This is a genomic window from Komagataeibacter xylinus (assembly GCF_004302915.1).
GTDB classification, from domain to species: Bacteria; Pseudomonadota; Alphaproteobacteria; order Acetobacterales; family Acetobacteraceae; genus Komagataeibacter; species Komagataeibacter xylinus_C.
In genome coordinates this window covers 70546-94918 of record NZ_QQBI01000006.1, presented here as the reverse complement: position 1 = coordinate 94918, position 24373 = coordinate 70546, and the positions used below count along the sequence as shown (strand labels likewise).

General features: G+C 64.5%; 17 protein-coding genes and 1 tRNA gene. 8 read left to right on the top strand and 10 right to left on the bottom strand.

Annotation, left to right across the window (positions count from 1 at the left end; genetic code table 11):
• Positions 1-16: 16 nt before the first annotated feature.
• Positions 17-1297: a phosphopyruvate hydratase gene (eno, locus tag DV027_RS05905; protein WP_130730971.1), complete on the bottom strand. Its 1281-nt coding sequence runs from the start codon at positions 1295-1297 to the stop codon at positions 17-19.
• A 139-nt stretch (positions 1298-1436) separates the two neighbouring features.
• Between eno and DV027_RS05900 the strand changes: the two genes are divergently transcribed.
• Positions 1437-1922 (top strand): DUF3429 domain-containing protein, encoded by a 486-nt coding sequence (locus DV027_RS05900; protein WP_130730970.1) that lies wholly within the window; start codon positions 1437-1439, stop codon positions 1920-1922.
• A gap of 78 nt (positions 1923-2000) precedes the next feature.
• Here DV027_RS05900 and DV027_RS05895 read toward each other — a convergent pair whose 3' ends face one another.
• The 5 genes from DV027_RS05895 to DV027_RS05875 form a co-directional block, all read right to left on the bottom strand.
• On the bottom strand, positions 2001-4322 hold the full coding sequence (locus DV027_RS05895; RefSeq protein WP_130730969.1) for a xanthine dehydrogenase family protein molybdopterin-binding subunit: 2322 nt from the start codon (positions 4320-4322) through the stop codon (positions 2001-2003).
• Positions 4315-4788, bottom strand: a complete 474-nt coding sequence (locus tag DV027_RS05890; protein WP_061271735.1) for a (2Fe-2S)-binding protein — start codon at positions 4786-4788, stop codon at positions 4315-4317. Before DV027_RS05890 ends, DV027_RS05895 begins: the two co-directional genes overlap by 8 nt.
• A gap of 21 nt (positions 4789-4809) precedes the next feature.
• Positions 4810-6138 (bottom strand): c-type cytochrome, encoded by a 1329-nt coding sequence (locus DV027_RS05885; protein WP_130730968.1) that lies wholly within the window; start codon positions 6136-6138, stop codon positions 4810-4812.
• 378 nt (positions 6139-6516) lie between these two features.
• Positions 6517-8907: a glucose/quinate/shikimate family membrane-bound PQQ-dependent dehydrogenase gene (locus DV027_RS05880; RefSeq protein WP_130730967.1), complete on the bottom strand. Its 2391-nt coding sequence runs from the start codon at positions 8905-8907 to the stop codon at positions 6517-6519.
• A 136-nt stretch (positions 8908-9043) separates the two neighbouring features.
• On the bottom strand, positions 9044-10525 hold the full coding sequence (locus tag DV027_RS05875) for a mannitol dehydrogenase family protein (protein WP_130730966.1): 1482 nt from the start codon (positions 10523-10525) through the stop codon (positions 9044-9046).
• A 250-nt stretch (positions 10526-10775) separates the two neighbouring features.
• Between DV027_RS05875 and DV027_RS05870 the strand changes: the two genes are divergently transcribed.
• The 3 genes from DV027_RS05870 to DV027_RS05860 all read left to right on the top strand — a co-directional run bounded on the left by DV027_RS05870 (position 10776) and on the right by DV027_RS05860 (position 14242).
• On the top strand, positions 10776-12293 hold the full coding sequence (locus tag DV027_RS05870; protein WP_130730965.1) for a replicative DNA helicase: 1518 nt from the start codon (positions 10776-10778) through the stop codon (positions 12291-12293).
• 294 nt (positions 12294-12587) lie between these two features.
• The gene (locus tag DV027_RS05865; RefSeq protein WP_130730964.1) at positions 12588-14099 is read left to right on the top strand and encodes a YifB family Mg chelatase-like AAA ATPase; all 1512 of its coding nucleotides are present in this window, start codon (positions 12588-12590) and stop codon (positions 14097-14099) included.
• Positions 14100-14167: 68 nt separating this feature from the next.
• Positions 14168-14242 (top strand) — tRNA-Val (locus DV027_RS05860).
• Between the two features lie 135 nt (positions 14243-14377).
• Here DV027_RS05860 and DV027_RS05855 read toward each other — a convergent pair.
• The 3 genes from DV027_RS05855 to DV027_RS05845 all read right to left on the bottom strand — a co-directional run bounded on the left by DV027_RS05855 (position 14378) and on the right by DV027_RS05845 (position 17755).
• A complete protein-coding gene (locus DV027_RS05855) occupies positions 14378-14758 on the bottom strand; it encodes a hypothetical protein (protein ID WP_130730963.1) in 381 nt (126 codons plus the stop codon).
• Positions 14759-14867: 109 nt separating this feature from the next.
• Positions 14868-16754: a hypothetical protein gene (locus tag DV027_RS05850; protein WP_130730962.1), complete on the bottom strand. Its 1887-nt coding sequence runs from the start codon at positions 16752-16754 to the stop codon at positions 14868-14870.
• 41 nt (positions 16755-16795) lie between these two features.
• A complete protein-coding gene (locus DV027_RS05845; RefSeq protein WP_130730961.1) occupies positions 16796-17755 on the bottom strand; it encodes a mitochondrial fission ELM1 family protein in 960 nt (319 codons plus the stop codon).
• A gap of 81 nt (positions 17756-17836) precedes the next feature.
• On the opposite strand from DV027_RS05845, the gene DV027_RS05840 reads away from it, so the two are divergent.
• Both DV027_RS05840 and DV027_RS05835 read left to right on the top strand, forming a co-directional pair.
• On the top strand, positions 17837-18982 hold the full coding sequence (locus tag DV027_RS05840) for a DEAD/DEAH box helicase (protein WP_242621748.1): 1146 nt from the start codon (positions 17837-17839) through the stop codon (positions 18980-18982).
• Positions 18983-19144: 162 nt separating this feature from the next.
• Complete coding sequence (locus DV027_RS05835) at positions 19145-20170, top strand: M14 family metallopeptidase (protein WP_130730960.1); 1026 nt, start codon at positions 19145-19147, stop codon at positions 20168-20170.
• 40 nt (positions 20171-20210) lie between these two features.
• Here DV027_RS05835 and glyA read toward each other — a convergent pair whose 3' ends face one another.
• Positions 20211-21500: a serine hydroxymethyltransferase gene (gene glyA / locus DV027_RS05830; RefSeq protein WP_207303427.1), complete on the bottom strand. Its 1290-nt coding sequence runs from the start codon at positions 21498-21500 to the stop codon at positions 20211-20213.
• A gap of 200 nt (positions 21501-21700) precedes the next feature.
• Between glyA and DV027_RS05825 the strand changes: the two genes are divergently transcribed.
• Positions 21701-23170, top strand: a complete 1470-nt coding sequence (locus tag DV027_RS05825) for an amino acid permease (protein WP_165399119.1) — start codon at positions 21701-21703, stop codon at positions 23168-23170.
• A gap of 80 nt (positions 23171-23250) precedes the next feature.
• A complete protein-coding gene (gene hemB, locus DV027_RS05820; protein WP_130730958.1) occupies positions 23251-24243 on the top strand; it encodes a porphobilinogen synthase in 993 nt (330 codons plus the stop codon).
• The last annotated feature ends 130 nt before the right edge of the window (positions 24244-24373 follow it).

Here is a 24373-nt window from a genome sequence, read left to right as displayed (position 1 = left end):
CGTCCGGGCCGGCGTGTCACCCGTTCTTGAGAATCGTGCGCCCGGCATAGCGTGCCGCCGTGGCCAGTTCGTTCTCGATCCGGATCAGCTGGTTGTATTTTGCCGTGCGGTCCGAGCGCGACAGCGAGCCGGTCTTGATCTGCCCGCAATTGGTCGCCACGGCCAGGTCGGCGATGGTGCTGTCTTCCGTCTCGCCCGAGCGGTGGCTCATCACGGCCGTATAGCCCGCATGCTGGGCCATCTGCACCGCTTCGAGCGTCTCGCTCAGCGTGCCGATCTGGTTGACCTTGACCAGCAGGGAGTTGGCAACACCCGCCTTGATGCCCCGGCGCAGGCGGTCGGGGTTGGTCACGAACAGGTCATCACCCACCAGTTGCAGCTTGTGGCCCAGATTGGCGGTCAGTTCGGCCCAGCCTTCCCAGTCGTCTTCCGCCAGGCCGTCCTCGATGGAGATGATGGGGTAGCGGGCGGAAAGATCGGCCAGATAGGCAATCATGCCAGCGGCATCGAGGCTCTTGTCCTCGCCCGCCAGTTCGTAGCGGCCATTTTTATAGAACTCGGTGGCCGCGCAATCGAGAGCGAAGGTCACGTCGTCACCCGGCTTGTAGCCTGCCGCCTCGACCGCGCGCATCATGAAGCCAAGGGCTTCATCGGCTGATTTCAGCGCCGGGGCAAACCCGCCTTCATCGCCGACGTTGGTATTGTAACCAGCGCCTGACAGGCTCTTCTTGAGCTGGGCAAAGATTTCGGACCCCATGCGGATGGCATCCGTGACCGTGGGGGCGCCCACGGGCTGGATCATGAATTCCTGGATGTCGATCGGGTTATCGGCATGCTGGCCGCCATTGATGATGTTCATCATCGGCACGGGCAGGGTGCGCGCGTAAACGCCGCCCACGTAGCGGTAGAGCGGGGTCTGCAGTTCTTCCGCCGAGGCCTTGGCCACCGCGAGCGACACGCCAAGGATGGCGTTTGCACCCAGCCGGGCCTTGTTGGGGGTGCCATCAAGGTCGATCATCGCCTCGTCAATGGCGACCTGATCGGTTGATTCCACGCCCTGCAGCGCTTCAAGGATTTCGCCTTCGACATTGGCCGCAGCCTTGAGCACGCCCTTGCCGCCGTAGCGCTTGGGGTCGCCATCACGCAGTTCCACGGCCTCATGCGCGCCGGTGGAGGCACCTGACGGCACGGCAGCACGGCCCTTGGCGCCCGATGCCAGTTCAACATCCACCTCGATGGTGGGATTGCCCCGGCTGTCGAGGATTTCGCGGGCGATGATATCGATAATGGCGCTCATGGTATCTGTTTCCTCAGATTTGACATTATGGGGATGCCGCATGCCACCAGCATGCATATCCTCCCTCACGATAACAGATGCAACGCATCACGCCAGAGTAGGGTATGCAACCCAGCACAAGATATTAGGAGACCCCGCCGTGAAACGCCTGCCGCTGCTTGCCATCGTCACTGCCCTGGCCAGCCTGCTGCCACTGTTTGGCTGCACCTGTGCAATCCTGTTCCTTTCGCCCGACCATACGCCACGCCTGCTCACCGCCGCCGTGGGCTATGGTGCGGTGATGCTGTCCTTCCTCGGCGCGGTGCACTGGGGGCTGGCGCTGGAGCAGCCTGACATCATACCCGCAGGCGGCACGCAGCGCCTGACCAACCTGCGGCTTGCGCTCGGCGGCCTGCCGGCCTTTGTTGGCTGGATCGGGCTGTGCGCCGCCACCGTGCAGGAACTTGCCGGGCTCATGACGCTGATCGCAGGCTTTGCCGCAACAGTCGTGGTGGAACGCATGGCCTGGCGGCGTGGCGCCATGCCACGGGGCTACATGACGGTGCAGTGGTTTGTCATCTGCCTGGCGGAGTTATGCTTCGTGGCGATCCTGGCAGCGTGCATGGGCATGCGTCCCGGTAGCTGAAGGAATGCGCAGGCCATGAAAAAAGCCCGGCATGCAAGGCGCATGCCGGGCTTTTTCAGTGCATCAGGATGCGCGGTATCAGCTTCCCTGCAAACCGCGCAGCACATCGGCCGGGCGCACCGGCATATGGCGCAGGCGCACGCCCACGGCGTTGAAGATGGCGTTGCCAATGGCGGGCCCCACCACCGTCGTGCCCGGCTCACCAAGGCCCATGGGCTTTTCGGTGCTGGGCAGGAACTCGATGTCCATCTCCGGCGTATCGGCAATACGCAGCGGGGTATAGGTGTTCAGGTTCCGGTCCACGGGCAGGCCGTTCACGATTTCCGTGTTCTCGAACAGGACCATGCTCAGGCCCCACAGCGCCGCACCCTCGGTCTGGGCCTTGGCGCCATCAGGGTCGACCACGGTGCCCGCATCAACCACGATGGTCAGCTTCTGGCACGTGACCACGCCGGTGCTACGGTCGACATGCACCTGTGCCACGCAGCCGATCCAGGTCGGCATGCCACGTTCCTGCCCTGCCGTGGTGGCAAGGCCGAGTGCGGTATCCTTGGGCAGGGTGGTCTTGCCCCAGTTCGACTTCTCCATCAGGCGACGGACAACAGCAGCCTGACGCAGCGCGCCACCCACGGAATCCGGCGCCTCGCCCTTGTTGCGGCCCTGTGCGGTCAGCAGGTCAAGGCGGAACTGGGCGGGGTCTTTTTTCTGGCGGTGCGCGACCTCATCGAGGAAGCACTCGACCCCCCAGCTGGTCCAGCCGGGGCTGACCGAACGCAGCCAGCCCGGGCGGAAGGTCTTTTCCGCCAGGTCGTTGCGCAGCGCGCGCACCCGGAAGGCGCCAACCTCGTACCAGTGATCGCCACCGGCGATGGCGAACTGGTCATAAGGCTTGCCGTCCACGCCCTTTTCCATGAAGGCTTCGGCCATGACACCCGTGGGCCAGCCTGCGGCGGCCTGGTAGTCCATGCCCGTGATCCTGTCGCTGCCATCAAACGCCATGCGCACGCGCTGGACGGAAGGCGAGCGGAAGGAATCGAACTGCATGTCGTCCGAGCGCGTCAGGATCAGCTTGACCGGCTTGCCGCCAAGCGCCTTCGACGCAAGGGCGGCGGGAATCATGTAGTCACCGTTGAGGCGGCGGCCAAAGCCCCCGCCAAGCAGGTAGCTGCGCAGGATCACCTTGCTCTCGGGCACCTGCAGCGCCTTGGCCAGCGTGGGCAGGATCAGGCTCTGCCACTGGTTGCCGGCATGGATCTCGTACACGCCGTCCTTCTCGAAGGCGACTGCATTGGTCGGCTCAAGCTGGTAGTGCAGCACGGATGCACAGGTATATTCCTGCTCCATGACCGTATGCGCGCCACTGAAGGCCTGGTCCACGCCGTCATCATTGAAGATGTAGACGCCGCCATCCTTGTTCTTGATCAGCTCGCGGCCACGGTCCTGGATGTCGGCCTCGGATGTGTGGATGGTCTCGCCCGGTGTCCACTCGACCTTCAGCGCATCTGCCGCGCGGATGGCGGCGCTGTAGGTCTTGGCCAGCACCACGACCCAGCCCTGCACCACCTCGGACGGATCCTCGATGATCAGGTAACGCTCGTAGCCCTTGATCTTCTTGGCGTCCGTATCATCAACGGAGCGCACCTTCGAGCCATAGCGGGTGGGCGGCATCTTGGGGCGGGCATAGACCATGCCCTCCACCTTGACGTCGATGCCGTAGATGGCGGTGCCGTTGGTCTTGGCCGGAATGTCCAGCGCCTTGATCTCGGCATTGCCGATCAGGCGGCGTTCGCTCGCGGGCTTGAGCGGCAGCTTGGCCATTTCCTCGGGCGTGAAGGAATGCGACGGATGGCCCTTGGCCACGATATCGCCAAAGCTGATCTGCTTGGTGCCAGCCGTCACGATGCCATTGGCGACCGTGCACTTGTCGGGTGTCGTGCCAAGCAGGCGGGCGGCTTCCTCGACCAGTGCGGTGCGGGTCGCGGCGCCAGCCTGGCGGAACACATCCCACGTCATCCATACCGACCAGCTGCCGCCGGTCACCATCAGGCCCCATTTGGGGTCGGTGTCCACGTAGTTGATGCGGACCTTGCTCCAGTCGGCTTCCATCTCGTCCGCGATGATGCGGGCAAGCGCCGTGCCGATATGCTGGCCCATTTCCGCGCGGATGATGTTGACCGTGATCTCGCCATCGGGCGCAATCGAGCACCAGATGGTCGGCTCGAACGCGCCATCGCCGGGCAGCGCCTTGTCGAGCGGGAAAATCTGGTTGGCCGAGGCCGGGCGCGCGAAGCCGAACATGACCCCGGCACCCAGCGAGGTGACAAGAAAGCCGCGACGCGACAGGGTGCTCTGTTCGCGGCGTCCGTCCTTGCCCAGGCGGAAGCGGTTTAATCTACCCATTTGATGCATCTCCGCGTGCGTTGGCCGCGGCCTTCTTGATGGCCTCACGAATGCGAATGTAGGTCATGCACCGGCACAGGCTGCCCGCCATGACGGCATCGATTTCCTCATCCGTGGGAGAGGGGTAATCCTTCAGCAGGCTCACGGCCTGCATGATCTGCCCGGACTGGCAGTAGCCGCATTGCGGTACCTGGATCTCGCGCCAGGCCTGCTGCACGGGGTGGTTACCCTCGGGGTCGATGCCTTCGATCGTGGTGATGTCGGCACCTTCTGCCGCGCTGACTGGCGTCACGCACGAGCGGGTGGCCCGGCCACCGATATGGATGGTGCACGCACCACACATGCCGATGCCGCAGCCGAATTTGGTGCCGGTCAGGCCTACTTCGTCACGGATGACCCACAGCAGGGGGGTATCATCCGGCACGTCAACGGTTACGTCCCGTCCATTGAGGCGAAAGGTCGTCATGTTCTAGCTCCGTCTTTCAGCTCAATGGGACGACGCGACAGGTGGCGCGGGCAGGGTCTTGCGCACGTCGGCTGCCTTCTTTTCCAGATCGGTCCACGGCGGCAGGGTCGTGCGGGTCGCACGCAGGTAGGTTGCCAGCCGGGCCAGGTCCGCATCCGAGAAGGAATGGTAGAAACTGGGCATGGACACCGTGGAAATGCCTTCCGTCGTGCCAATCCCGCGCAGGATGACCTGGAACAGGTTGGTCGGCTCATCCAGCCACAGCGCATTGTTCAGCGCGAGGTCGGGGCGGCCTTCAACCGGCTGCGGGCCTGCATTGGCGTGGCACGCGGCACAGGCGCCGGCATAGAGCTTGGCGTTCGGGTTGACCTGCGGGCCGACCAGATCCTTCATCGAGGCCTTCATGGCCCAGGCAATGGCCTTGGGGTCCTGGCTGACGCGGGTGGCGGAATGGTCGATCTCGGCCAGGTAATGCGCGATGGCATGCACGTCGGATTCAGGCATCTCGCTCAGGCCGCCATGCACCACCGGCGACATCGGGCCGGCGGCACTGCCGTGCAGCGGGGCGGAACCAAAGCGCAGGTATTTGAAATACTCGTCCTCGGTCCAGACGACCGGGGTCGGGTTGTGATCATTGAGCGGGGGCGCGATCCAGTTATCAACCGGGGCGCCATCATAGGGCGCGCTGGCCTTCTCGGCACCCATCAGGTTACGCGGCGTGTGGCATGCCGAGCAGTGGCTTAGGCCTTCGGCGAAGTACGCGCCACGGTTCCACTCGGCATCCTGCTTCGGGTTGTTCTTGAGCGGCCCTTCATGCAGGAACAGGAGTTTCCAGCCCGCCTGCTCGAGGCGGATGTTGAAGGGGAAGCCCACCGTGTTGTCACGCTTGACCGAATGCACCGGCTGGCGGGTCATGAGGAAGGCGTAGACCGCGTCGATGTCCTCATCCGTCATGTGCGTGAAATGATCGAACGGGAAGGCGGGGAAGAGCTGCGTGCCGTCACGCGAGATGCCCTTGCGCATGGCGCGCTTGAAGGCGGCCTCCGACCAGCGGCCGATGCCCGTCTCGGGGTCAGGCGTGATGTTGGAGGAGAAGATGGCGCCAAAGGGCGTGTCCATCTTGTAGTCACCTGCAAGCTCGACGCCGCGCACGCCATCGGTGCGGGTGTGGCACTCCGCGCAGTAGCCGCCAGCGGCCAGCACGCGCCCGCGCTCGATCTGGGCTGCGGTAAAGGTGGAGGGAGGAGGCGGTGCAACCGGCGCAATGGCCGGATACCATGCATAGGCCAGGAACCCGACGCCACCGGCGACACCGATCCCCACAATCGCTGCTGCAATACGTTTAATCACGATGTTCTCGCGGTTGTGAAAGTCATCATATCACCCCGTATCATCCGCCCGGTTCCAGTGCCGTCATGGCGCGAAACACAGGAGGCGGCGCAACATTGCACCCCCTCCGAAGCACCGGAACTGCCGGATGTGCGGGAACATCGGCGCCACGGCGGAAACTTTAGTATTACCGTTTCCTAATCAAGCCGTTCGGGCGCGCGTAAGATCAAAGCGATGATAAGACTTATTTGTTTTTCTACTTAATGCAGAAAATCCCTGCAAAACCGTGGATAATGGTTTGCAAGGTGGCCTGTATGAGCAGCATCTATATACAGGTGAATATAGATATGACGGGCAATGTCAAGCCGGGGAAGGAAAAATCCTTCCCCGGCGCGGGCATCAGTTTCCGTCAGGCAGGCTGTAGGCGACGATGTAGTCGCCCAGCTTGGTACCGAACGACCCGTGGCCGCCATCGGCGGTGACGATGTACTGCTTGCCATCGACCGCATAGGTCATGGGCGTGGACTGGCCACCGGCGGGCAGGCGGTCCTGCCACAGCACCTGGCCGTTCGTCACGTCATAGGCGCGGATGTAGTAATCGAGCGTGGAGGTGAGGAAGGCTACGCCACCTGCCGTGGTGAGCGGGCCGCCAAGGCTGGGCACGCCCATCTTGATGGGCATGGGCAGCGGCGCGCTGTCACGGATCGTGCCGTTGCGGTGCTTCCACACGATCTTGTTGGTGCGCAGGTCGATGCCCGACATGTAGCCCCAGGCAGGCTGCTTGCACGGCAGGCCGAACGGCGAGAGGAACGGATGCAGGTCCACGCCATAAGGCACGCCAAACTGCGGCTGCACGCCACTCTCCGAGCCCGAGGGCAGGGACTTGTCAGGCGTTGCCGGGTTGTTCGGCCCGCGTGGGATCAGCCTGGACACGAACGGAATGGCGATGGGGTTGGCAATCGCGATCTGGCGCACGGGGTCGACCGCAAGCCCGCCCCACTCGAACATGCCGAGATTGCCGGGGAAGACCAGCGTGCCCTGCAGCGAAGGCGGCGTGAACGTGCCGTCATAGCGCAGGCGGTGGAACATGATGCGGCAGACCAGCTGGTCATACATCGTGCCGCCCCACATGTCGGCATCGGTCAGGAGCTTGCTGGGGCGGAAGGTCAGCTGCGAGAAGGGCTGCGTGGGCGAAACGTGATCGCCCGGCGCTGCGCCCTGGGGCACGGGGCGCTCGGGGGCGGGCACCACGAGCTGGCCGTTACGCCGGTCGAGCACGAAGATGTTGCCGGTCTTGGCCGGGGCATACAGGGTGGGAATGACCTCGCCCTGTTCGTTGCGGATATCGACCAGGCTGGGCTGGGCGGGGATGTCCATGTCCCACAGGTCGTGGTGCACGGTCTGGTAGGACCAGACCAGCTTGCCGGTGGAAGCGTTCAGCGCCACGATGGAGCTTGCATAGCGCTCGGCATCGGCGCCGCGGTTGCCGCCCCAGATATCGGGCGTCTGCACGCCCATGGGGATGTAGATCAGGTCGAGCTTGGCATCATAGGATGACGTGATCCACGAATTGGGGGAGTTGGGCACGAAGGTGTGGTGCTCGGACGGCATCTCGTTCGGGTCGGGATTGCCGGGATCGAACGCCCATTTCAGCGCGCCGGTATGCACGTCGAACCCGCGTGTCACGCCTGAAGGCTCGTGCGTGGAGTAGTTGTCGGTCACGGCGCCGGACACGATCACGGTGGTATCGGTCACGACCGGGGGGGAGGTGGGCTCGTAAAAGCCCAGCGTCTTGACCGGCATGCCGTCCTGCAGGTTCACCACGCCATTATTGCCAAAGCTTGCGCAGCGCGCGCCGGTTGCGGCATCGAGCGCGAAAAGCTGGCCATCATTGGTGGGCAGGAAGATGCGGCGGGCGCATTCGGCCGGGGCTGCTGCCCCATCCGCCGCCTGCGCGTCATCCGCCCTGTCCTCATGATAGGACACGCCACGGCAGGTCAGATGCTGGAAGGTGGGGTTGTAGGCCAGCTTGGGGTCGAACTTCCACCGCTGCTGGCCGGTCTTTGCATCGAGCGCGAACAGGATCTGGTGGGGGGTGCACAGGTAGAGCGTATCACGGATCTTGATGGGCGTGACCTCATCGGTGATCTCACCGGGGTCGTTGGGGCCGCGCAGGTCGCCGGTGCGGAACGTCCAGGCGACCTTCAGCTTGCTGACATTGCTGGCATTGACCTGCTTGAGCGGGGAGAACCGGTCACCAAACTGGGTACGGCCATAGGCCTGCCAGTCCTCATCGGGCATCTGGTGGGCATCGCCCGGCTCCGGGGCATTTTCTGCCACGGGCGGCAGGCTGCCCGCGATGTCCTGCGGGTCCTGTGTCAGGGCCGCGCCCACCACGACCACGGCGGCGCCAATCGCGCCGAACAGGGGCAGGCGGGTGGCGGGGCTGGCAGGCTGCAGGTGGCGCGTTATCCACGGCAGGGCAAGCACGATGCCGATGGGCACCAGAATATCGCCACGCGGTGCGAGCGCCCAGAAATCAAACCCGGCTTCCTGCACGGCCCACACCATCGTGCCGAGCAGGAGCACGGCATAGACCGTGAGCGCCATGGCCTGCCGCCGTAGCAGCAGCACCGCCGTGACCAGCAGCAATATGCCAGCGATGACATAATAAAAGGAGCCGCCGATGAGACACAGCCATAGCCCGCCTCCCAGCAGGTAGAGACCTGTCAGGGCGCAGACGGCAATGGCCGCAGCGAGAAGGGGAGCCGAGCGTATGAGGCTATTCATAAGTTTTCCTGATTACCGTGATACAGTCCGAACATTTTCAATGAGAAAACGTAGGAGACGCCATCAGGTCAAGCCCAACCTTATGAATAAAACGTGTGTCTTAATATTTCAGGGGATTACATCTCCCCGTGAACGGCTATTCCCCGGTGGATACAACCTCCGCCAGCGTGGCGCGGGTGCCCCGGTCGCGCAGGGACTGGCGCAACGCCAGGTAGCGCTGCACGAAAACCGCACTTTCCCGCAGGTCCCAGCCTGCAAAGGCGGTCATGTCCAGCGCATCTTCTAGGTTGGATGAGGCCGCTTTGAGGCGGTCTTCATCGGTCAGGTGTGGCTCGACCACATCATAGACTGTGCCTTTGTCGTCACGCCCGCGCAGATATTCCGCATAACAGGCCACCACGAAGGCAATGCGCTCCACCGGGCGGTTATGGGCGATCACGCCCATGGCGGTGCTCCTGATGAACATGGACAGCTTGGACGTGCTGTCAAAGGCAATGCGCAGCAACTGGTCGCTGATCGCCTTGTTGCGGAAACGGTGCAGCAGACGCCTGCCATACTCCCGCAGTGCCATGCCCGGCGGCGCGTGCAGCAGGGGCTCGGCATCAAAGGCCAGATACTGCTCGACGAGGGAGACCTCGTTCAGGTCGAGCATAATCTCGCTGACAAACCGGTAACCCGACAGCACGCCCGAAAGCCCGAGCAGCGAGTGCGAGGCATTGAGCATGTGCAGCTTCACCGCCTCATACGGCTCGACATTATCGGTAAACTGCACGCCCACGGCCTCGAGTTCCGGGCGGCCCGCGCAAAACCTGTCCTCGACGACCCACTGGATGAAATCCTCGCAGAAGACGGGGATGCGGTCATCAAGCCCGCTTTCGGCATCGAGGCGTTTGACATCCTCGGGGTGCACGGCGGGGGTGATGCGGTCCACCATGGTGCAGGGGAAGGTGACATTCTCCTCCATCCACTGCGCCAGTCCCGCATCACGCGCCCGCGCCCAGCCGAGGAAGGCAGCGCGCGCCACATGGCCGTTCTGGGGCAGGTTGTCGCATGACAGGATGGTGAACGGACCCGCACCGTTCTCGCGTCGCAGGCGCAGCGCCTCGGTCAGCAGGCCGAACACCGTGTGCGGCACATCGCGCTTCAGGTCTTCGGCAATGACGGGATGATCGAGGGGGAAGACGCCATTTTCATCAACGTAATAGCCGCCCTCGGTCACGGTCAGGCTGACAATGCGGATAGCGGGGTCGGCCAGGCGGGCGATGGTGGCGGCCCGGTCGTCGGGGGCGTACATATATTCCGTAATGGAGCCGATCACGCGCACCACGTTTGGCGCATCGGGCGCGCATTCGGTCAGGGAATACAGGCCATCCTGCGCTGCCATGTCCTGCGCTTTCTGCGCCTCGTGCGGGGTTTCCATCAGGCCAACGCCCAGCAGGCCCCAGCCTTCCTGGCCCGCGCGCGCCAGCACACGGTCGATATAGACGGCCTGATGCGCGCGATGAAAATTGCCAACGCTGATATGCGCGATGCCGGGCGTTACCTTGCTGCGGTCATAGGCAGGTACCACGATCTCGGGCGGCAGGTGGGGCAGGGATGTCTTGTTAAGTGGGGTCATGACCATATTTCCACGGAAAGGATTTTTCGACGCCTAATCAGAAAAGACCCATGCGGCAACCCGCCCGCCTGCGCGTCAGGTGCCTGTGCGCCTGCAGGGCATGGGCAAAAAGCGCGCAACCCCGCGCGTTGGCCCGGAGCGAGGCGAAAAACATGTTTTTTATTATGCCACGCAGGAGAGGACGCCTGGTGGCACGGCCATGCATAATCATCTCTTCCGGCGCGGCCGTCTGATCGGATAGAAGGAAGGCGTGAATACCATCCAGAATCCTCCCTCCGCTGAGTCCCGCCAGCCGGACTCGCTCCTTGGCGTGTCGCAGCGCCTGCCGCCTGCCAACCTGCAGGCCGAGCAGGCGCTGCTCGGCGCGTTGCTGACCAACAACAAGGCCTATGATCGTGTTTCCGACTTCCTGACCGGCATACACTTCGCCGATGAGATCAACGGGAAGATCTATGACGCGATTTCGCAGCATATCGAAGAAGGCAAGCTGGCCGACCCGGTCACGCTGCGCATCTATTTCCAGAATACCGGCGTGCTCGACCCCGTGGGCGGCACGTCCTATCTGGCCAAGCTGCTGACATCGATGGTCGGCATCATCAACGCTGCCGACTATGGCCGCGTGATCCATGATGCCTGGATCCGCCGCCAGCTGATCGATATCGGGCAGGACGTGGTGAACAACGCCTTTGGCGCGCGCCCCGACCTTGATGGCCCCGACCAGATCGCCGCCAGCGAGGAGGCGCTGTTCCGCCTCGCCACCGAGAAGGGGCAGGATGGTGGCTTCCTGTCCTTTGACCGTGCCCTGGCCGATGCGGTCAAGATTGCCCAGCACGCCTTTGACCGTAACGGCGACGTGGTGGGCCTGACCACGGGGCTGCGCGACCTCGACAAGAAAACCGGCGGCCTGCATCCATCCGACCTGCTGATCCTTGCCGGGCGGCCCGCCATGGGCAAGACGGCGCTCGCCACCAAGATTGCATTCTCCGCCGCGCGCTCGCTCATGCAGGCTGCGCGCGAGGCCGAGGATGATGCCAAGCCCAAGGGCTCGGTCGCCATCTTCTCGCTGGAAATGTCGGCCGAGCAGCTGGCGACCCGTATCCTGTCCGAGCAGTCCAGCGTCTCGGGCGAGAAAATCCGTCGTGGCGAGCTGGTGCAGAAGGAATTCGACCGATTTGTGCAGGTCAGCCGCGAACTGGCCCAGCTGCCGCTGCATATTGACGATACGCCCGCCATCACACTTTCGGCCATGCGCACGCGCTGCCGCAGGCTGGCGCGCACCAAGGGGCTGAGCCTTGTGGTGGTCGATTACCTGCAGCTCATGCGGCCTTCGGTCGGCACCAAGGCCGATAACCGCGTGCTTGAAATCTCCATGATCACGCAGGGGCTCAAGGCGCTGGCCAAGGAACTCTCGGTGCCGGTCATTGCGCTGTCACAGCTGTCGCGCCAGGTCGAGAGCAGGGAAGACAAGCGGCCCATGCTGTCGGACCTGCGTGAATCCGGCTCGATCGAGCAGGACGCCGATGCGGTGATGTTCGTCTATCGTGACCAGTACTACCTCCAGCAGCGCCAGCCCAAGGAAACCTCCTACGATTCCGTGGACAAGTACCAGACCGCGATGGAGGAGTGGCAGCGCAAGATGGATCTGGCCCATAACCGCGCCGAACTGATCCTGGAAAAGCAGCGCCATGGCCCGACAGGGACGGTGAACCTGTTCTTCGAAGGCGAGTTCACTCGCTTTGGTGATCTCGACATGTTCCACGACGCTTAAGGGAAGGGCGAAAGTGATGCGCCGTGTCCGGGCGGCGCATCATTGTGGCATGGGGGCCACAAGCTGTGCGGCATGGCTGTCCGGGACACAGATGTGCATAAAACCGCACAGCCAGAATGGGATGATGAAAGCTGGCAGGTCAGGCACAGGCACCCTCTTCCCCGCGCATCCAAAAGTTTTATAAGAAATATTATGCCAACAAATTGAGAGTGAAAGAAGCCGGGGCGGATGATCCGGCCCGTTTCGCCATGTTCCATAATGGCCAAGTCGCCCGCAATCCGGCATCATCCATGCATGACTGATACGGCGCTCGCATCGATCTGCGGTTTTGCATTTTCCGGCATCGAGGCCGTTCCTGTCAAAGTCGAGGTTCAGCTTTCCGTCGGCCTGCCATCTTTCCTGATCGTGGGCCTGCCGGACAAGGCCATCAATGAATCGCGTGAGCGCGTGCGCGCGGCCCTGTCGGCCATGGGGCTTGCGCTGCCGGCCAAACGCATCGTGGTCAATATGGTACCTGCCAGCCTGATGAAGGAAGGATCGCATTTCGACCTGCCCATCGCCCTTGCCCTGCTTGTCGTCATGGGGCTGCTTTCGGGTGACATGGCGCAGCGTTACGCGGCTTTGGGCGAACTGTCGCTTGATGGCGGCGTCAACCCGGTCTGTGGCGTGCTGCCCGCCGCCATGACCGCGGCCAGCCTGTCGCTCGGGCTGATCTGCCCCGCAGCCCAGGGCGTGGAGGCCCGCTGGGCCAGTGAGGACATGGACATCCTCGCCATCCGTTCCCTGCCCGAGCTGCTCAACCATTTTCGCGGCCAGCAGGTGATCGAGCCGGTCGAACTGCCCCCCATCGCGCCAGAAGACCTGACCGCCCTGCCCGACCTCGCTGATATCCGCGGCATGGAAACCGCGCGCCGCGCATTGGAAATTGCCGCCGCGGGCCGTCATTCGCTGCTCATGGTCGGGCCGCCCGGTGCTGGCAAATCCATGCTGGCCGCCCGCCTGCCCGGCATCATGCCGGACCTCACGCCAGTTGAAATGCTGGAGATCAGCCGCATTCACAGCATTGGCGGCCTGCTCAGGGATGGCCAGCCCGTGCGCCGGCCACCGTTTCGCGACCCGCATCATTCTTCAAGCCCTGCGGCCCTGAGCGGTGGCGGTGCGCGGGCGCGGCCCGGCGAGGTCAGTCTGGCGCATCGCGGCGTGCTGTTTTTGGATGAAATGCCCGAATTCGGCCGGGCGGCGCTCGAAGTGCTGCGCCAGCCGATGGAAACCGGCAGCATTTCCATCGCCCGGGCTGCGGCCCATGTTACCTACCCTGCCCGCTTCCAGCTCATTGCGGCCATGAATCCGTGCAAATGTGGCTATCTGGGCGATGCGGCGCAGGAATGCCGCAAGGCGCCCCGCTGTGGCGAGGATTATCAGGCTCGCCTGTCCGGCCCGCTGCTCGACCGGCTGGACATGACCGTGCATGTCGAACCGATGCCCCTGAGCCGCATTGCCGAACTCAAGGGTGGCGAGGCCAGTGCCATTGTGGCGGCCCGCGTGCGTGAGGCCGTGGGCCGCCAGCAGGCCCGGCAGGGCGAGGCCCGCAATGCCGAGGCCTCGACCGATGATTTCCGCGTCACCGCGCCCGCGCGTGACTTTGCCGTGCAGGCCGCTGAAAAAATGCGCCTTTCCGCCCGTGGCTTCACCCGCCTGCTGCGCGTGGGCCGCACCATAGCCGATCTGGGCGCGCAGCCCGATGTGGAGCGTGGCCATATTGCCGAGGCTTTGGCCTACCGCTTCCGCCGTGTGGGTGGAAAATGACCCGAAAGCGATTTTTCCCTCTTGCGCACCCTGCCTGCCTGGACTAAATAAGCCCCACCGAAGCGGATGGGTGCGTAGCTCAGCGGTAGAGCATCGCCTTCACACGGCGGGGGTCACAGGTTCAATCCCTGTCGCACCCACCATCCGGCCTTATATCCTTGATAATACGAGCATAAAATACTGCGTTGCAGCCCATAACAATGGGCATGGCACACGCAGCGCGTTGCCGTATGGACAGGCTGGCCACATCACGCCAGCCCCAAAAGTTTTGGTAAAGCTTACGGCACCTGCCCTAACGCATCGCGGCATTTGACGTAGGACAGCTTGTCCTGAAACAGGAACAGCACGTAGTAATCAAGCGTGCGGCGGCGCTTGCGCGTGGGGTTGGTGTAGAAGGGAAACACATCAAACGGCCCGTCATAGCCTTCTGGCACAGGCTCGCGTTCGGTGATGCAGCGCACCCGGAACAGCGGCGCGTAAACGGTGGCATCTGCCTCCGTGCGCCGGACATGAAACAGGTTGCGGCGGAATTTGCGCAGCCGCCCGGGCAGGACAAAGATCATGTTCTGCTCAAGAAAATTCTGCGGCGGGTTGCGGTCGCGCAGGTATTTCATGTCGTCGGGCATGTCACAGAAGAAATTGGTGTCCTGTACGATCATGGTGTGGTCGGTCTTCCTCCATGCCGGTCATGGGCCGGTTCATTGCTTACGGAGCGGTCAGGCCGGGCCTGCGCCCCGCGCGCAAGCCTTATGCCTGCCCGCGGTACGTTCAGAAGCCGAACATATGGTCGATTGAAAACCGTCCGTCTCCGCTCCTGCGGCCATGATAGCCAAACAGGCGGCAGGTCGTGTCACGGATGATGACATAAGCCCCCTTGCCCGCAATTTCCAGCGCAGCCCGCCCGAATACCTCGTGCGGCCAGATTTCGCACGAGCCAGACAGCGGAATGGCCAGCCGCTCTTCTGCCATGACCGCGCCATGGGCGGCATGGAGCGAAAGCTGTGTGTCTGACATGGCATGCCACGGCCCTGATGCCGGATAGATCAGCATGCAGAAACTGTAGGGTTCATGCAGCGCTGCAGTCAGGAACAGCCTGGTGGAAAGCCCCGGCGGCGGCCCCGCATAGGATTGCGGCTCCCCGCGATAGGTCATGGCGGTGTTGAAGATATGCGCGCCAAAACTGGTCTCGGCCACATGGCCGCTCATGCGGTCCTCGTAGCGGATCAGGGCATGCAGCCAGCCATCGGCCTGCCCGCCTTCGCAAAAGTCATAGACAAGTTCGGCATGCCCTGCGCTGCCTGCAAGCGCGCCCGCATCAAGCATGCTGGCATGGTCACGCCCCAGATTGCCCATGAACCGCGCGGGTCCGGCCTGCCCGGCCTGATCGAAGCAGTCCACGCGCACGGGCAGGCTTGTCAGGCTTTCGGCCATGGGGGCGGGTACGACCAGCGTGCGGTAACGCGCGGGGTCAGGCACCGGAAAGGGCAGCAGATACCCCCGCCCGAAAAAACGCGGGTCCAGTCCGGCAATGCCGGGATCAGGCTGCAAATCGGCGCGCTGCACGTTAAGGTGCGCGATGCGGGTGCGCGCGCCCCGCGTCACCTCATAACGCGGGCGCACGACATACCCGCCCGCGCGGAATTCAACCTGCGCGGGCCAGGCGAGATCGGGCAGCATGTCATGCACGTGCACCGCCAGCGTCTGGTACGGGGCCAGCGTCGGGCTAATGGCCACCTGTTCGTCACACCCCATGCGGTTCAGCGTCATGGTACCGGCGGGAATGGTCAGGTCGTGGCTGTTCTGCACCCACAGCACCACGTCCTCGCCCGGTGCGGGGGCTGGCAGGTTGGCGTAGCGGTTGGCAGGCCAGGCATTGGCATCATGCGTGACCGACAGGCTGGCATTGGCCCCCTTGCCGCGCGTCTCGAGCGCGTATTTCACGACATCATGGCCCGCGATGCCGATGGCATGGATGAAAAGCTGGCCGGTAAACGCGGGCAGGCCAAAGCGCTGGCGGATCTCGGCGCTATCCAGCACGATGGCCTGTTCGCCTTTTGGTACGGGCTGTTCCCATGTGTGCAGCACGCAGCCGCTTTCATCGAACAAACGCAGCCACAGCCGGACGTCGCGCGCGCCGTAGCGGGCCCAGTAATTGGCGGTGACCAGACGGGTGGAGAACTCTTCTGTTTCGCGGAAGAACGCGAAATTGGTGCCGAAATTGAGCCGGTCAAGATAATGGTGCCCCACCGAGAGCATGTCCTGCGGCAAGCGGACCGGAGCCAGCGTGAGCAGCGTGCCACCGGGGGGCATGAGGCCCGCCAGGCGGTTTTCCATTATGCCGGAGGCGAAATCCAGCGCCCACACGGTCGTGGCCGTACTTGCGGGCAGGTCAGCCAGCGCGCGCAGCACCTGCCCGCAGCAGGGCTGCCCTACCCTGAGCGAATCATGGGTGTACAGTTCCGCAACCTGTAGCGGCACGGGCAGCAGGGGCAGGATGGTTTCAGCCATGCCGTGCGGGTCATAGATCGCGACAGGACCGGCCTCGGCCAGTGCGTGGTTCAGAATGGCCAGTTTTTCAGCGGCGAGCGGATGGGTCAGGGCCCGGTAGGCCATGTTGCCGCCGGTGCGCGGGTCAAAGGTACGAATGCCAAGCATGGATGCCGTCTTGTTCCACTTCGGTGCGGGCGGGAGGGTGATCAGGCCAGGGGTGGCAGGCCACAATAGTGCCGCACGGCCTGCGCCGCCAGTTCGGTATCATCAAGGGGTGTTGCCCCCCATGTTTCCAGCCGTCCGGTAAAGGGGCGGATGCGGCCAGCGTGTTCGAGCTCACGCAGGAAATGCCCGATGCGCCGCGACCGGCCCGGCAGTGCCGCCACCATTACGGGCACGGATGTTGCCACCGCCTCTGATACCATGGAAACGCTGTCCATCGTCACTACGATCGCATCGGCACAGGCCAGCAGGCCAGGATAGGGATTGGGCCCGGTCTGGTCCCATACCCATGCATCGGGGCCCGCAAGGGCGCGTTGCAGTTCACGGCACACGGCAGGGTCGGTGCGGCGCGAGGGCGTGAGCGCAATGCCCACGCGGTCACGCCGCATCATGGCCGCCAGGTCAGCCGCCAGGGCAGCCCCTTCTGCCGGGCCAAGGCGGAAGCGCCCGTTGCCGCCCCCTACCAGCACCGAGACCAGCGGGCGGGGCAGATGCGCCAGCCGGGGCGCCCATTCCTCCCGCGCCTGCGCCAGCAGAGCGGGGGTTATGCCATGCAGCGCCGTGCGCGTGAGCACGACATTGGGGCCGCGCAGCCGGTCATGGTGGTTGGCAATGACCAGATCGAAGTGCGCGGGTGAAAGGCGGGGGTTCTGCACCTGGATCACGCAGGCCCCTTCGCGCTTCAGCGCCGCCCCTACCGCGCCCCCGCTGCCGCCTATGGTGATGACCGGGTTGTCGCGATATGTATCGGGCAGGCCGAGCGGCCTGATGGCGCGTAGCGGTGCGGGCCACCAGGCGGCGGGCATGTGCCGCCACAGGCCGCGTGGCGCCAGGGCATGCAGTTCGGGTGCAAGGCCCGCGCGCTGCGCCAGGCCAAAGGTTTGCGAGCGCATGCCCGCAAGGTCTGGCGCGATAACGGTTGCGGGGCGTAAGGAAGCATGCATGCCGCCATCTGGCGGGACATGGGGCGGGCCGTCAATGCCCTGCCCCTTTTGTCGCGGGCTTACCCGCGCTATGGGGCAGCAATGAGCGAGACAGAACCGACATTTTCCGGCATGGGGCTTGATGGCCGCGTGGTGGCAGCACTGGCCCGCATGGGCCTGCACCAACCTTCCGCGATCCAGAACGCGGTCATTCCCCCCATCATGGCGGGCCGGGACGTGGAGGCCCTTGCCAGCACCGGCAGTGGCAAGACCATCGCCTTCGCGGCCCCGCTCCTGTCCGCGCTGATGCAGGGCGAAGGCGCGGATGACAGCGCCGATAACAGCCGCGTGCGCTGCCTTGTCCTTTCGCCCACGCGCGAGCTTGCGGGCCAGACGGCGGGCGTGCTGCGTGGCCTCGCCCGTGGCAGCGGCCTGCGCGCACTGCAGGCTACCGGCGGCACGGCGCGCGCGGCACAGGCGAAAACGCTGGCCGAGGGAATCGCCATCGTGGTCGGCACGCCGGGGCGCGTGATCGACCTCGCGCGGGGCGGCGAACTCGACCTGTCCACCATCACGCAGTTCGTGCTTGATGAGGCGGACCGCATGCTCGACCCCGATTTTGCCGAGGACATGCTGGCCCTTGCCGCTGCCCTGCCGCCACGCCACCAGACCCTGCTCTTCTCGGCCACGATGCCGCCCGCCATGGCAGACCTCGCGGCCCGCCTGCTGCACAAGCCCGTGCGCGTGAGCATGGAGGCCGAACAGGCTCCCGCGCCCCGCATCGCGCAATACGCCATTTTCGTGCCGATGCGCCAAAAGGCGGCGGCAACGCTGGCCTGCCTGCGCCAGTATGGCATGCAGCGCGCGATGATCTTCGTGCGTACGCGCCACGAGGCGGATGCCATCGCCCGCGCGGTCTCGGCGCTGACGCCGGCCGTTGCCATTCATGGCGATCATTCGCAGGCCCGGCGCGAGCACATGCTGCGTGATTTCCGCCAGGGCCGCGTGGGCGTGCTGGTGGCGACCGACGTGATGGCGCGCGGAATCGATATTGACGACATTGCCCTGGTCATCAACCACGATATTCCTTCCCCCGCCGAAGCCTATGTGCACCGCATCGGCCGCACGGCGCGCGCGGGCCGGCGCGGCATGGCCGTGGCCCTGTGTGCGCCCGAGGAGCGTCAGGCGCTGAAGGAGATCGAACGCCTGACCGGCCAGCGTATCCGTATCGCAACACTGCCGGAATAAGCCTGCACGCCGTCATGCATTTGTCATGCTCCGGGCGGGGTGGTGGCCTTGCCGTGGCAGGCGGGCCGGATAAACTGCTGGCATGATGAACCACGCTGTCATGCACGCACCCGGCCTGCACCGTGATGGGGCCAGCCTGCGCCCTGTCGGGCGGCACGGGGCATGACATGCGGGCCGGATGAAGCACCGCTGCCGGTGCGCGTGACGCGACCCACGCCGTTTCTTGACCGCCTGCCGCCGCCAGTCCAGCCCCTGCCCCGATGGCGCGTTGACCTCACCCCCCCTGACATCGCGCCATGGCGGGCGGGGAATTGCGGCATACCCGGTGTCATGCATTACGAGGGGCGCAGGCCGGGGCCGCATATCGTGTGTGTCAGCCTGATCCACGGTAATGAATTCGCGGGCGCCATCGTGCTTGACCGCCTGCTGCGCGCGCGCATCCGCCCGCGTTCTGGCCGCCTGTCCTTCATATTCGCCAACCCCGAGGCCATGGACCTTTTCGACCCGCGTGACCCCATAAGGGCGCGTTGCGTGGAGGAAGACATGAACCGCGTCTGGTCGCCTGCCACGCTGGCGGGGTCGCGTGCCGCGCATGAACTCGACCGCGCGCGTGTGCTGCTGCCCGTTATCCTGACGGCGGACAGGCTGCTCGACCTGCATTCCATGCTGTGGCCGGGTGATCCGCTGATCCTGTCAGGGCTGGCAACAGCGGGGCGGGAGATGGCGCAGCGCATTGGCGGTGTTGCAACGGCCGTGGCTGATCAGGGGCACCCGAGCGGATGCAGGCTGATCGACCATCCCCGCTTCAGTGATGAGGGCCCCGCCGCCGCCTGCCTGCTCGAGGCAGGGCAGCACTGGCATGAAAGCACGGTAAGCCGGGCCATGCAGGCTGTCATGTCCCTGATCGGGCCGTGCTGTGGCCTGCCGGTACCGGCTTCCGGCACATCCGTGCCGCAACGCGATATGATGGTGACGGATGTGGTGACGGCGCGCACCGGCGCGTTCCGTTTCGTGGCCCCGTTCCGTGGCGGGCAGGTCCTGCCCGCACGCGGCACGCTGGTCGCGCATGACGGGCGTGACGAGATCCGCACGCCCTATGACCGGTGCATGCTGGTCATGCCCAACCTGCGCCCCGCGCGCGGACATACGGCGGTGCGCTTCGCCCGGGCCGCCAGTAGTCCGGCGTAAGGCCCGCCCCGTTATTGACCGGGGCGGGCGTGCCTCATGTTCAGGCGTATATGGGGAAGCGGGCGCACAGCGCCTTGACGCGGGCATGCACGGCCTGCTCCGTCTTCTCGCAGCCTTCCTCACCGGGTGTCTTGGCAAGGGCGGTCAGTACTTCGTCGATCATCAGGCCGATTTCATGGAACTCGGCTGCGCCAAAGCCACGCGCGGTGGCCGCCGGGCTGCCCAAGCGGATGCCCGAGGTGATGGCGGGCTTTTCGGGGTCGAAGGGAATGGCGTTCTTGTTGGCGGTAATGCCCGCGCGCTCGAGCGCGCGCTCGGCGGCACGGCCCGTAACGCCCTTGGGGCGCAGATCGACAAGGATCAGGTGGCAGTCGGTGCCGCCGGTTACGATGTCAAAGCCAGCCTTGACCAGTGTCTCGGCCAGGATGCGGGCATTGCTGGCCACGGCTTCCTGATAGGTCTTGAAGTCGGGGCGCAGCGCCTCGCCAAACGCCACCGCCTTGCCCGCGATGACATGCATGAGCGGGCCGCCCTGCAGGCCGGGGAACACGGCGGAGTTGATCTTCTTGGCCAGGTCGGCATCGTTGGTCAGGATCAGGCCGCCACGCGGGCCGCGCAGGGTCTTGTGCGTGGTCGAGGTCACGACATGCGCATGCGGCACCGGCGAGGGATACAGCCCGGCGGCGACAAGGCCCGCGAAATGCGCCATGTCCACCATCAGGTAAGCCCCCACCTCATCGGCAATGGCGCGGAAGCGGGCGAAATCGATGACGCGCGGATAGGCCGAGCCACCGGCCACGATCAGCTTCGGCTTTTCGGCGCGGGCCAGGCGCTCCATTTCCTCGTAGTCGAGCAGGCCGTCCTGCTTGCGCACGCCGTACTGCACGGCATTGAACCACTTGCCCGAGTAGTTGGGGGCCGCGCCATGCGTCAGGTGGCCACCGGCGGCAAGGCTCATGCCCATCACAGTATCACCCGGCTTGACCATGGCCATGAAGGCGGCCTGGTTGGCGTTGGCGCCGGAATGGGGCTGCACGTTGGCGAATTCGGCGCCGAACATCTTCTTCACGCGCTCGATGGCCAGGGTCTCGACCTTGTCCACTTCCACGCAGCCGCCATAATAGCGGCGACCGGGATAGCCTTCGGCGTATTTGTTGGTCAGGACGCTGCCCTGGGCGGCCATGACGGCGGCCGAGACCATGTTCTCGCTGGCGATCAGTTCGATCCCGTCGCGCTGACGCACCAGTTCCGCATCGATCATGGCGGCGACATCGGGGTCGGCTTCGGTCAGGGGGGCGCGGAAAAACTGCTTGAGGTCACTCTGGCTGATAGGGTCCGACACCGGTATGGTTCTCCATCAAATTATCGTCTGTCATTTCCGGCTGGGCAAACGGACATGACACCTATGGGGACAGGCCTGCTATGTGCGCCATATCGTGGCGTTTAGACAACGCCAAAATGACCGAGAGAGGCTGATTTGACAGTTGTTCCCCCCCATGCACTCCCCCGCGGCATGACAGGTGTGACCCCATGAGCACGGACATCAGGCGCGCGCTGCTGCGCAGGCTGCCCGTGGGCGCGCCCATGCCCGATGCCGGGCTGAAACGCGTATTGGGGGTTGGCAGCCTGCTGACCCTTGGCGTGGGCGGCACCATCGGGGCGGGCCTGTTCTCGCTGACCGGCATCGCCGCAGGCAACAATGCCGGGCCTGCCGTGATCGTGTCATTTGCGGTAGCCGCCATCGCCTGCGCCTTTGCCGGGCTGTGCTATGGCGAGCTTGCGGGGATGATCCCCTCGGCGGGGAGTGCTTATGTCTATGCCTATGCCGCGCTGGGGGAGCTGGCGGGCTGGATCATCGGCTGGGATCTGGTGTTGGAATATACGGTAGGCGCTTCTGCCGTGTCGGTCAGCTGGGCGCGGTACATGCGCTCGCTGCTGGAGGGCTGGGGCATCCATATCGATCCCCGCTTCATGGCCTCGCCATTCGAGGTGGTGGGCATGGCGGGTGGCCAGCCCGTGCATGGCCTGGCCAACCTGCCTGCCGTGTTCGTCATTTTCGCGCTTTCCGTCCTGCTCATGCGCGGCATTTCCGAATCCGCGCGGCTCAACGGCGTGATCGTGGTGGTCAAGCTGATCATCATCGCCGCCGTGATCGGCTTTGGCCTGCCCTACATCAAGACCGCGAACTACACGCCCTTCATCCCCCCCAACACGGGTGAGTTCGGGCATTACGGGCTGTCAGGCATCATGCGGGCTGCGGGGCTGGTGTTCTTCGCCTATCTGGGGTTTGACGCGATCTCCACCGTAGCGCAGGAAACCCGCAACCCCGGCCGCACCATGCCCATCGGGCTGATGGGCACGCTGGTCATCTGCACGCTGGTCTATATCAGCTTCTCGTTCGTGCTGACGGGGCTGGTCAATTACCGCGACCTTGCAGGTGATGCCGCCCCCGTGGCCACGGCCATCGACCAGACCCCCTTTGTCTGGCTCAAGGCCGCCGTCAAGGTGGGGGTGATATGCGGGTTCCTGTCGGTCATGCTGCTCATGCTGCTGGGGCAGAGCCGTGTGTTCTTCGCCATGTCGCGCGACGGGCTGCTGTCGCCCATGTTTGGCCGCACCCATAAACGCTGGGGCACGCCCGTGGCCTGCCATCTGTTCTTCATGGTGGTGACCGGTGTCATGGCGGCCTTCCTGCCCATTACGCAACTGGCCAACATGACCTCGATCGGCACGCTGCTGGCCTTTGTCATCGTGTGCGTGGGCGTGATGGTGCTGCGCGTGCGTGAAGCCGATCGCCCGCGCGTGTTCCGCGTGCCCGGCGGCATGGTCGTGCCCGTTGCCGGCATTGCAAGCTGCCTTGCGGTCATGGTCTCGCTTGATGGACTGACCTGGCTGCGGCTGGTGGTGTGGCTGGCCATCGGGCTGGTGGTGTACGGGCTGTATGGCATGCGGCACAGCAGGCTGGGCCACGACATGCCTGCCATGCAGGAGCGGGAGTAAGTGTTACCGCATCATCATTTGGCAGGACGCGGCTGGCGGATCATAGTCGGGCTCCCTTTACTTCACTGGAGTTGGATTGGATGAGCATCGGTCAGTTTCCCCATGTAAGGCTGCGGCGTAACCGGCATGACCGGTTCACCCGGCGCCTCGTTACTGAAAACACGCTCTCGACCGATAACCTGATCTGGCCGATCTTCGTGACCGAGGGCACCAACGCCGTAACGGACGTGGCCTCCATGCCCGGCGTGCAGCGTGTCAGCCTTGACCGGCTGGCAGCCCATGTCGAGCCGGCAGCGAAGCTCGACATCCCTGCCCTCGCCCTGTTTCCCATCACCCCCACCAGCCTGCGTGATGAAGCCGGGACCGAGGCCACCAACCCCGATAACCTGATGTGCCGCGCCGCCCGTCTGCTGAAAAAGGAATTCCCTGAAATCGGCCTGATCGGCGATGTGGCGCTCGATCCCTATACCAGCCACGGCCATGACGGGCTGATCGAGGATGGCTACGTGGTCAATGACCCCTCGGTGGAAATCCTGGTCACGCAGGCGGTCAACCAGGCGGCGGCGGGCATCGACATCATCGCCCCGTCCGACATGATGGACGGGCGCATCGGCTCCATCCGCACGGCGCTCGATGCCAGCGGGCTGGTCAATACCCGCATCATGTCCTACGCCGCCAAGTATGCCAGCGCCTTCTACGGCCCCTTTCGCGATGCGCTGGGTTCGGGCGGGCTGCTGACGGGTGACAAGAAAACCTACCAGATGGACCCCGCCAACAGCGATGAAGCCCTGCGTGAAGTCGCCCAGGACCTGCGCGAAGGGGCCGATATGGTCATGGTCAAGCCCGGCATGCCGTATCTGGACGTGATCGCGCGCGTGCGGCAGGAATTCGCGGTGCCGACCTTCGCCTACCAGGTCTCGGGTGAATACGCGATGCTGATGGCCGCCATACAGAACGGCTGGCTCGACCGTGACCGCGTGATACTGGAAAGCCTGATGGCCTTTCGCCGCGCGGGCGCCAATGGCGTACTAACCTATTTCGCGCTTGATGCCGCCCGCCTGCTGCGCGCCTGATCCGGCCTGAAAGCGCTCCTCTGGCACCGCCGGATAGTTGATGCCTGCAACCGGAGAGATATGATAACCGTATAAGCATACGGGCAGTCTTTCTTTCCGGTTCGCGGGGCTGTCTTTTTTCCGTTTTCCG

Bases quoted from the DNA above. Each gene is read 5' to 3' on its own strand.
- eno (WP_130730971.1), bottom strand. From the start codon at position 1,297: ATGAGCGCCATTATCGATATCATCGCCCGCGAAATCCTCGACAGCCGG.
- DV027_RS05855 (WP_130730963.1), bottom strand. From the start codon at position 14,758: ATGATCGTACAGGACACCAATTTCTTCTGTGACATGCCCGACGACATG.
- DV027_RS05845 (WP_130730961.1), bottom strand. From the start codon at position 17,755: ATGCATGCTTCCTTACGCCCCGCAACCGTTATCGCGCCAGACCTTGCG.
- DV027_RS05865 (WP_130730964.1), top strand. From the start codon at position 12,588: ATGACTGATACGGCGCTCGCATCGATCTGCGGTTTTGCATTTTCCGGC.
- DV027_RS05890 (WP_061271735.1), bottom strand. From the start codon at position 4,788: ATGACGACCTTTCGCCTCAATGGACGGGACGTAACCGTTGACGTGCCG.
- DV027_RS05850 (WP_130730962.1), bottom strand. From the start codon at position 16,754: ATGCTTGGCATTCGTACCTTTGACCCGCGCACCGGCGGCAACATGGCC.
- DV027_RS05840 (WP_242621748.1), top strand. From the start codon at position 17,837: ATGAGCGAGACAGAACCGACATTTTCCGGCATGGGGCTTGATGGCCGC.
- DV027_RS05835 (WP_130730960.1), top strand. From the start codon at position 19,145: ATGACATGCGGGCCGGATGAAGCACCGCTGCCGGTGCGCGTGACGCGA.
- DV027_RS05875 (WP_130730966.1), bottom strand. From the start codon at position 10,525: ATGACCCCACTTAACAAGACATCCCTGCCCCACCTGCCGCCCGAGATC.
- hemB (WP_130730958.1), top strand. From the start codon at position 23,251: ATGAGCATCGGTCAGTTTCCCCATGTAAGGCTGCGGCGTAACCGGCAT.
- DV027_RS05880 (WP_130730967.1), bottom strand. From the start codon at position 8,907: ATGAATAGCCTCATACGCTCGGCTCCCCTTCTCGCTGCGGCCATTGCC.
- DV027_RS05825 (WP_165399119.1), top strand. From the start codon at position 21,701: ATGAGCACGGACATCAGGCGCGCGCTGCTGCGCAGGCTGCCCGTGGGC.
- DV027_RS05895 (WP_130730969.1), bottom strand. From the start codon at position 4,322: ATGGGTAGATTAAACCGCTTCCGCCTGGGCAAGGACGGACGCCGCGAA.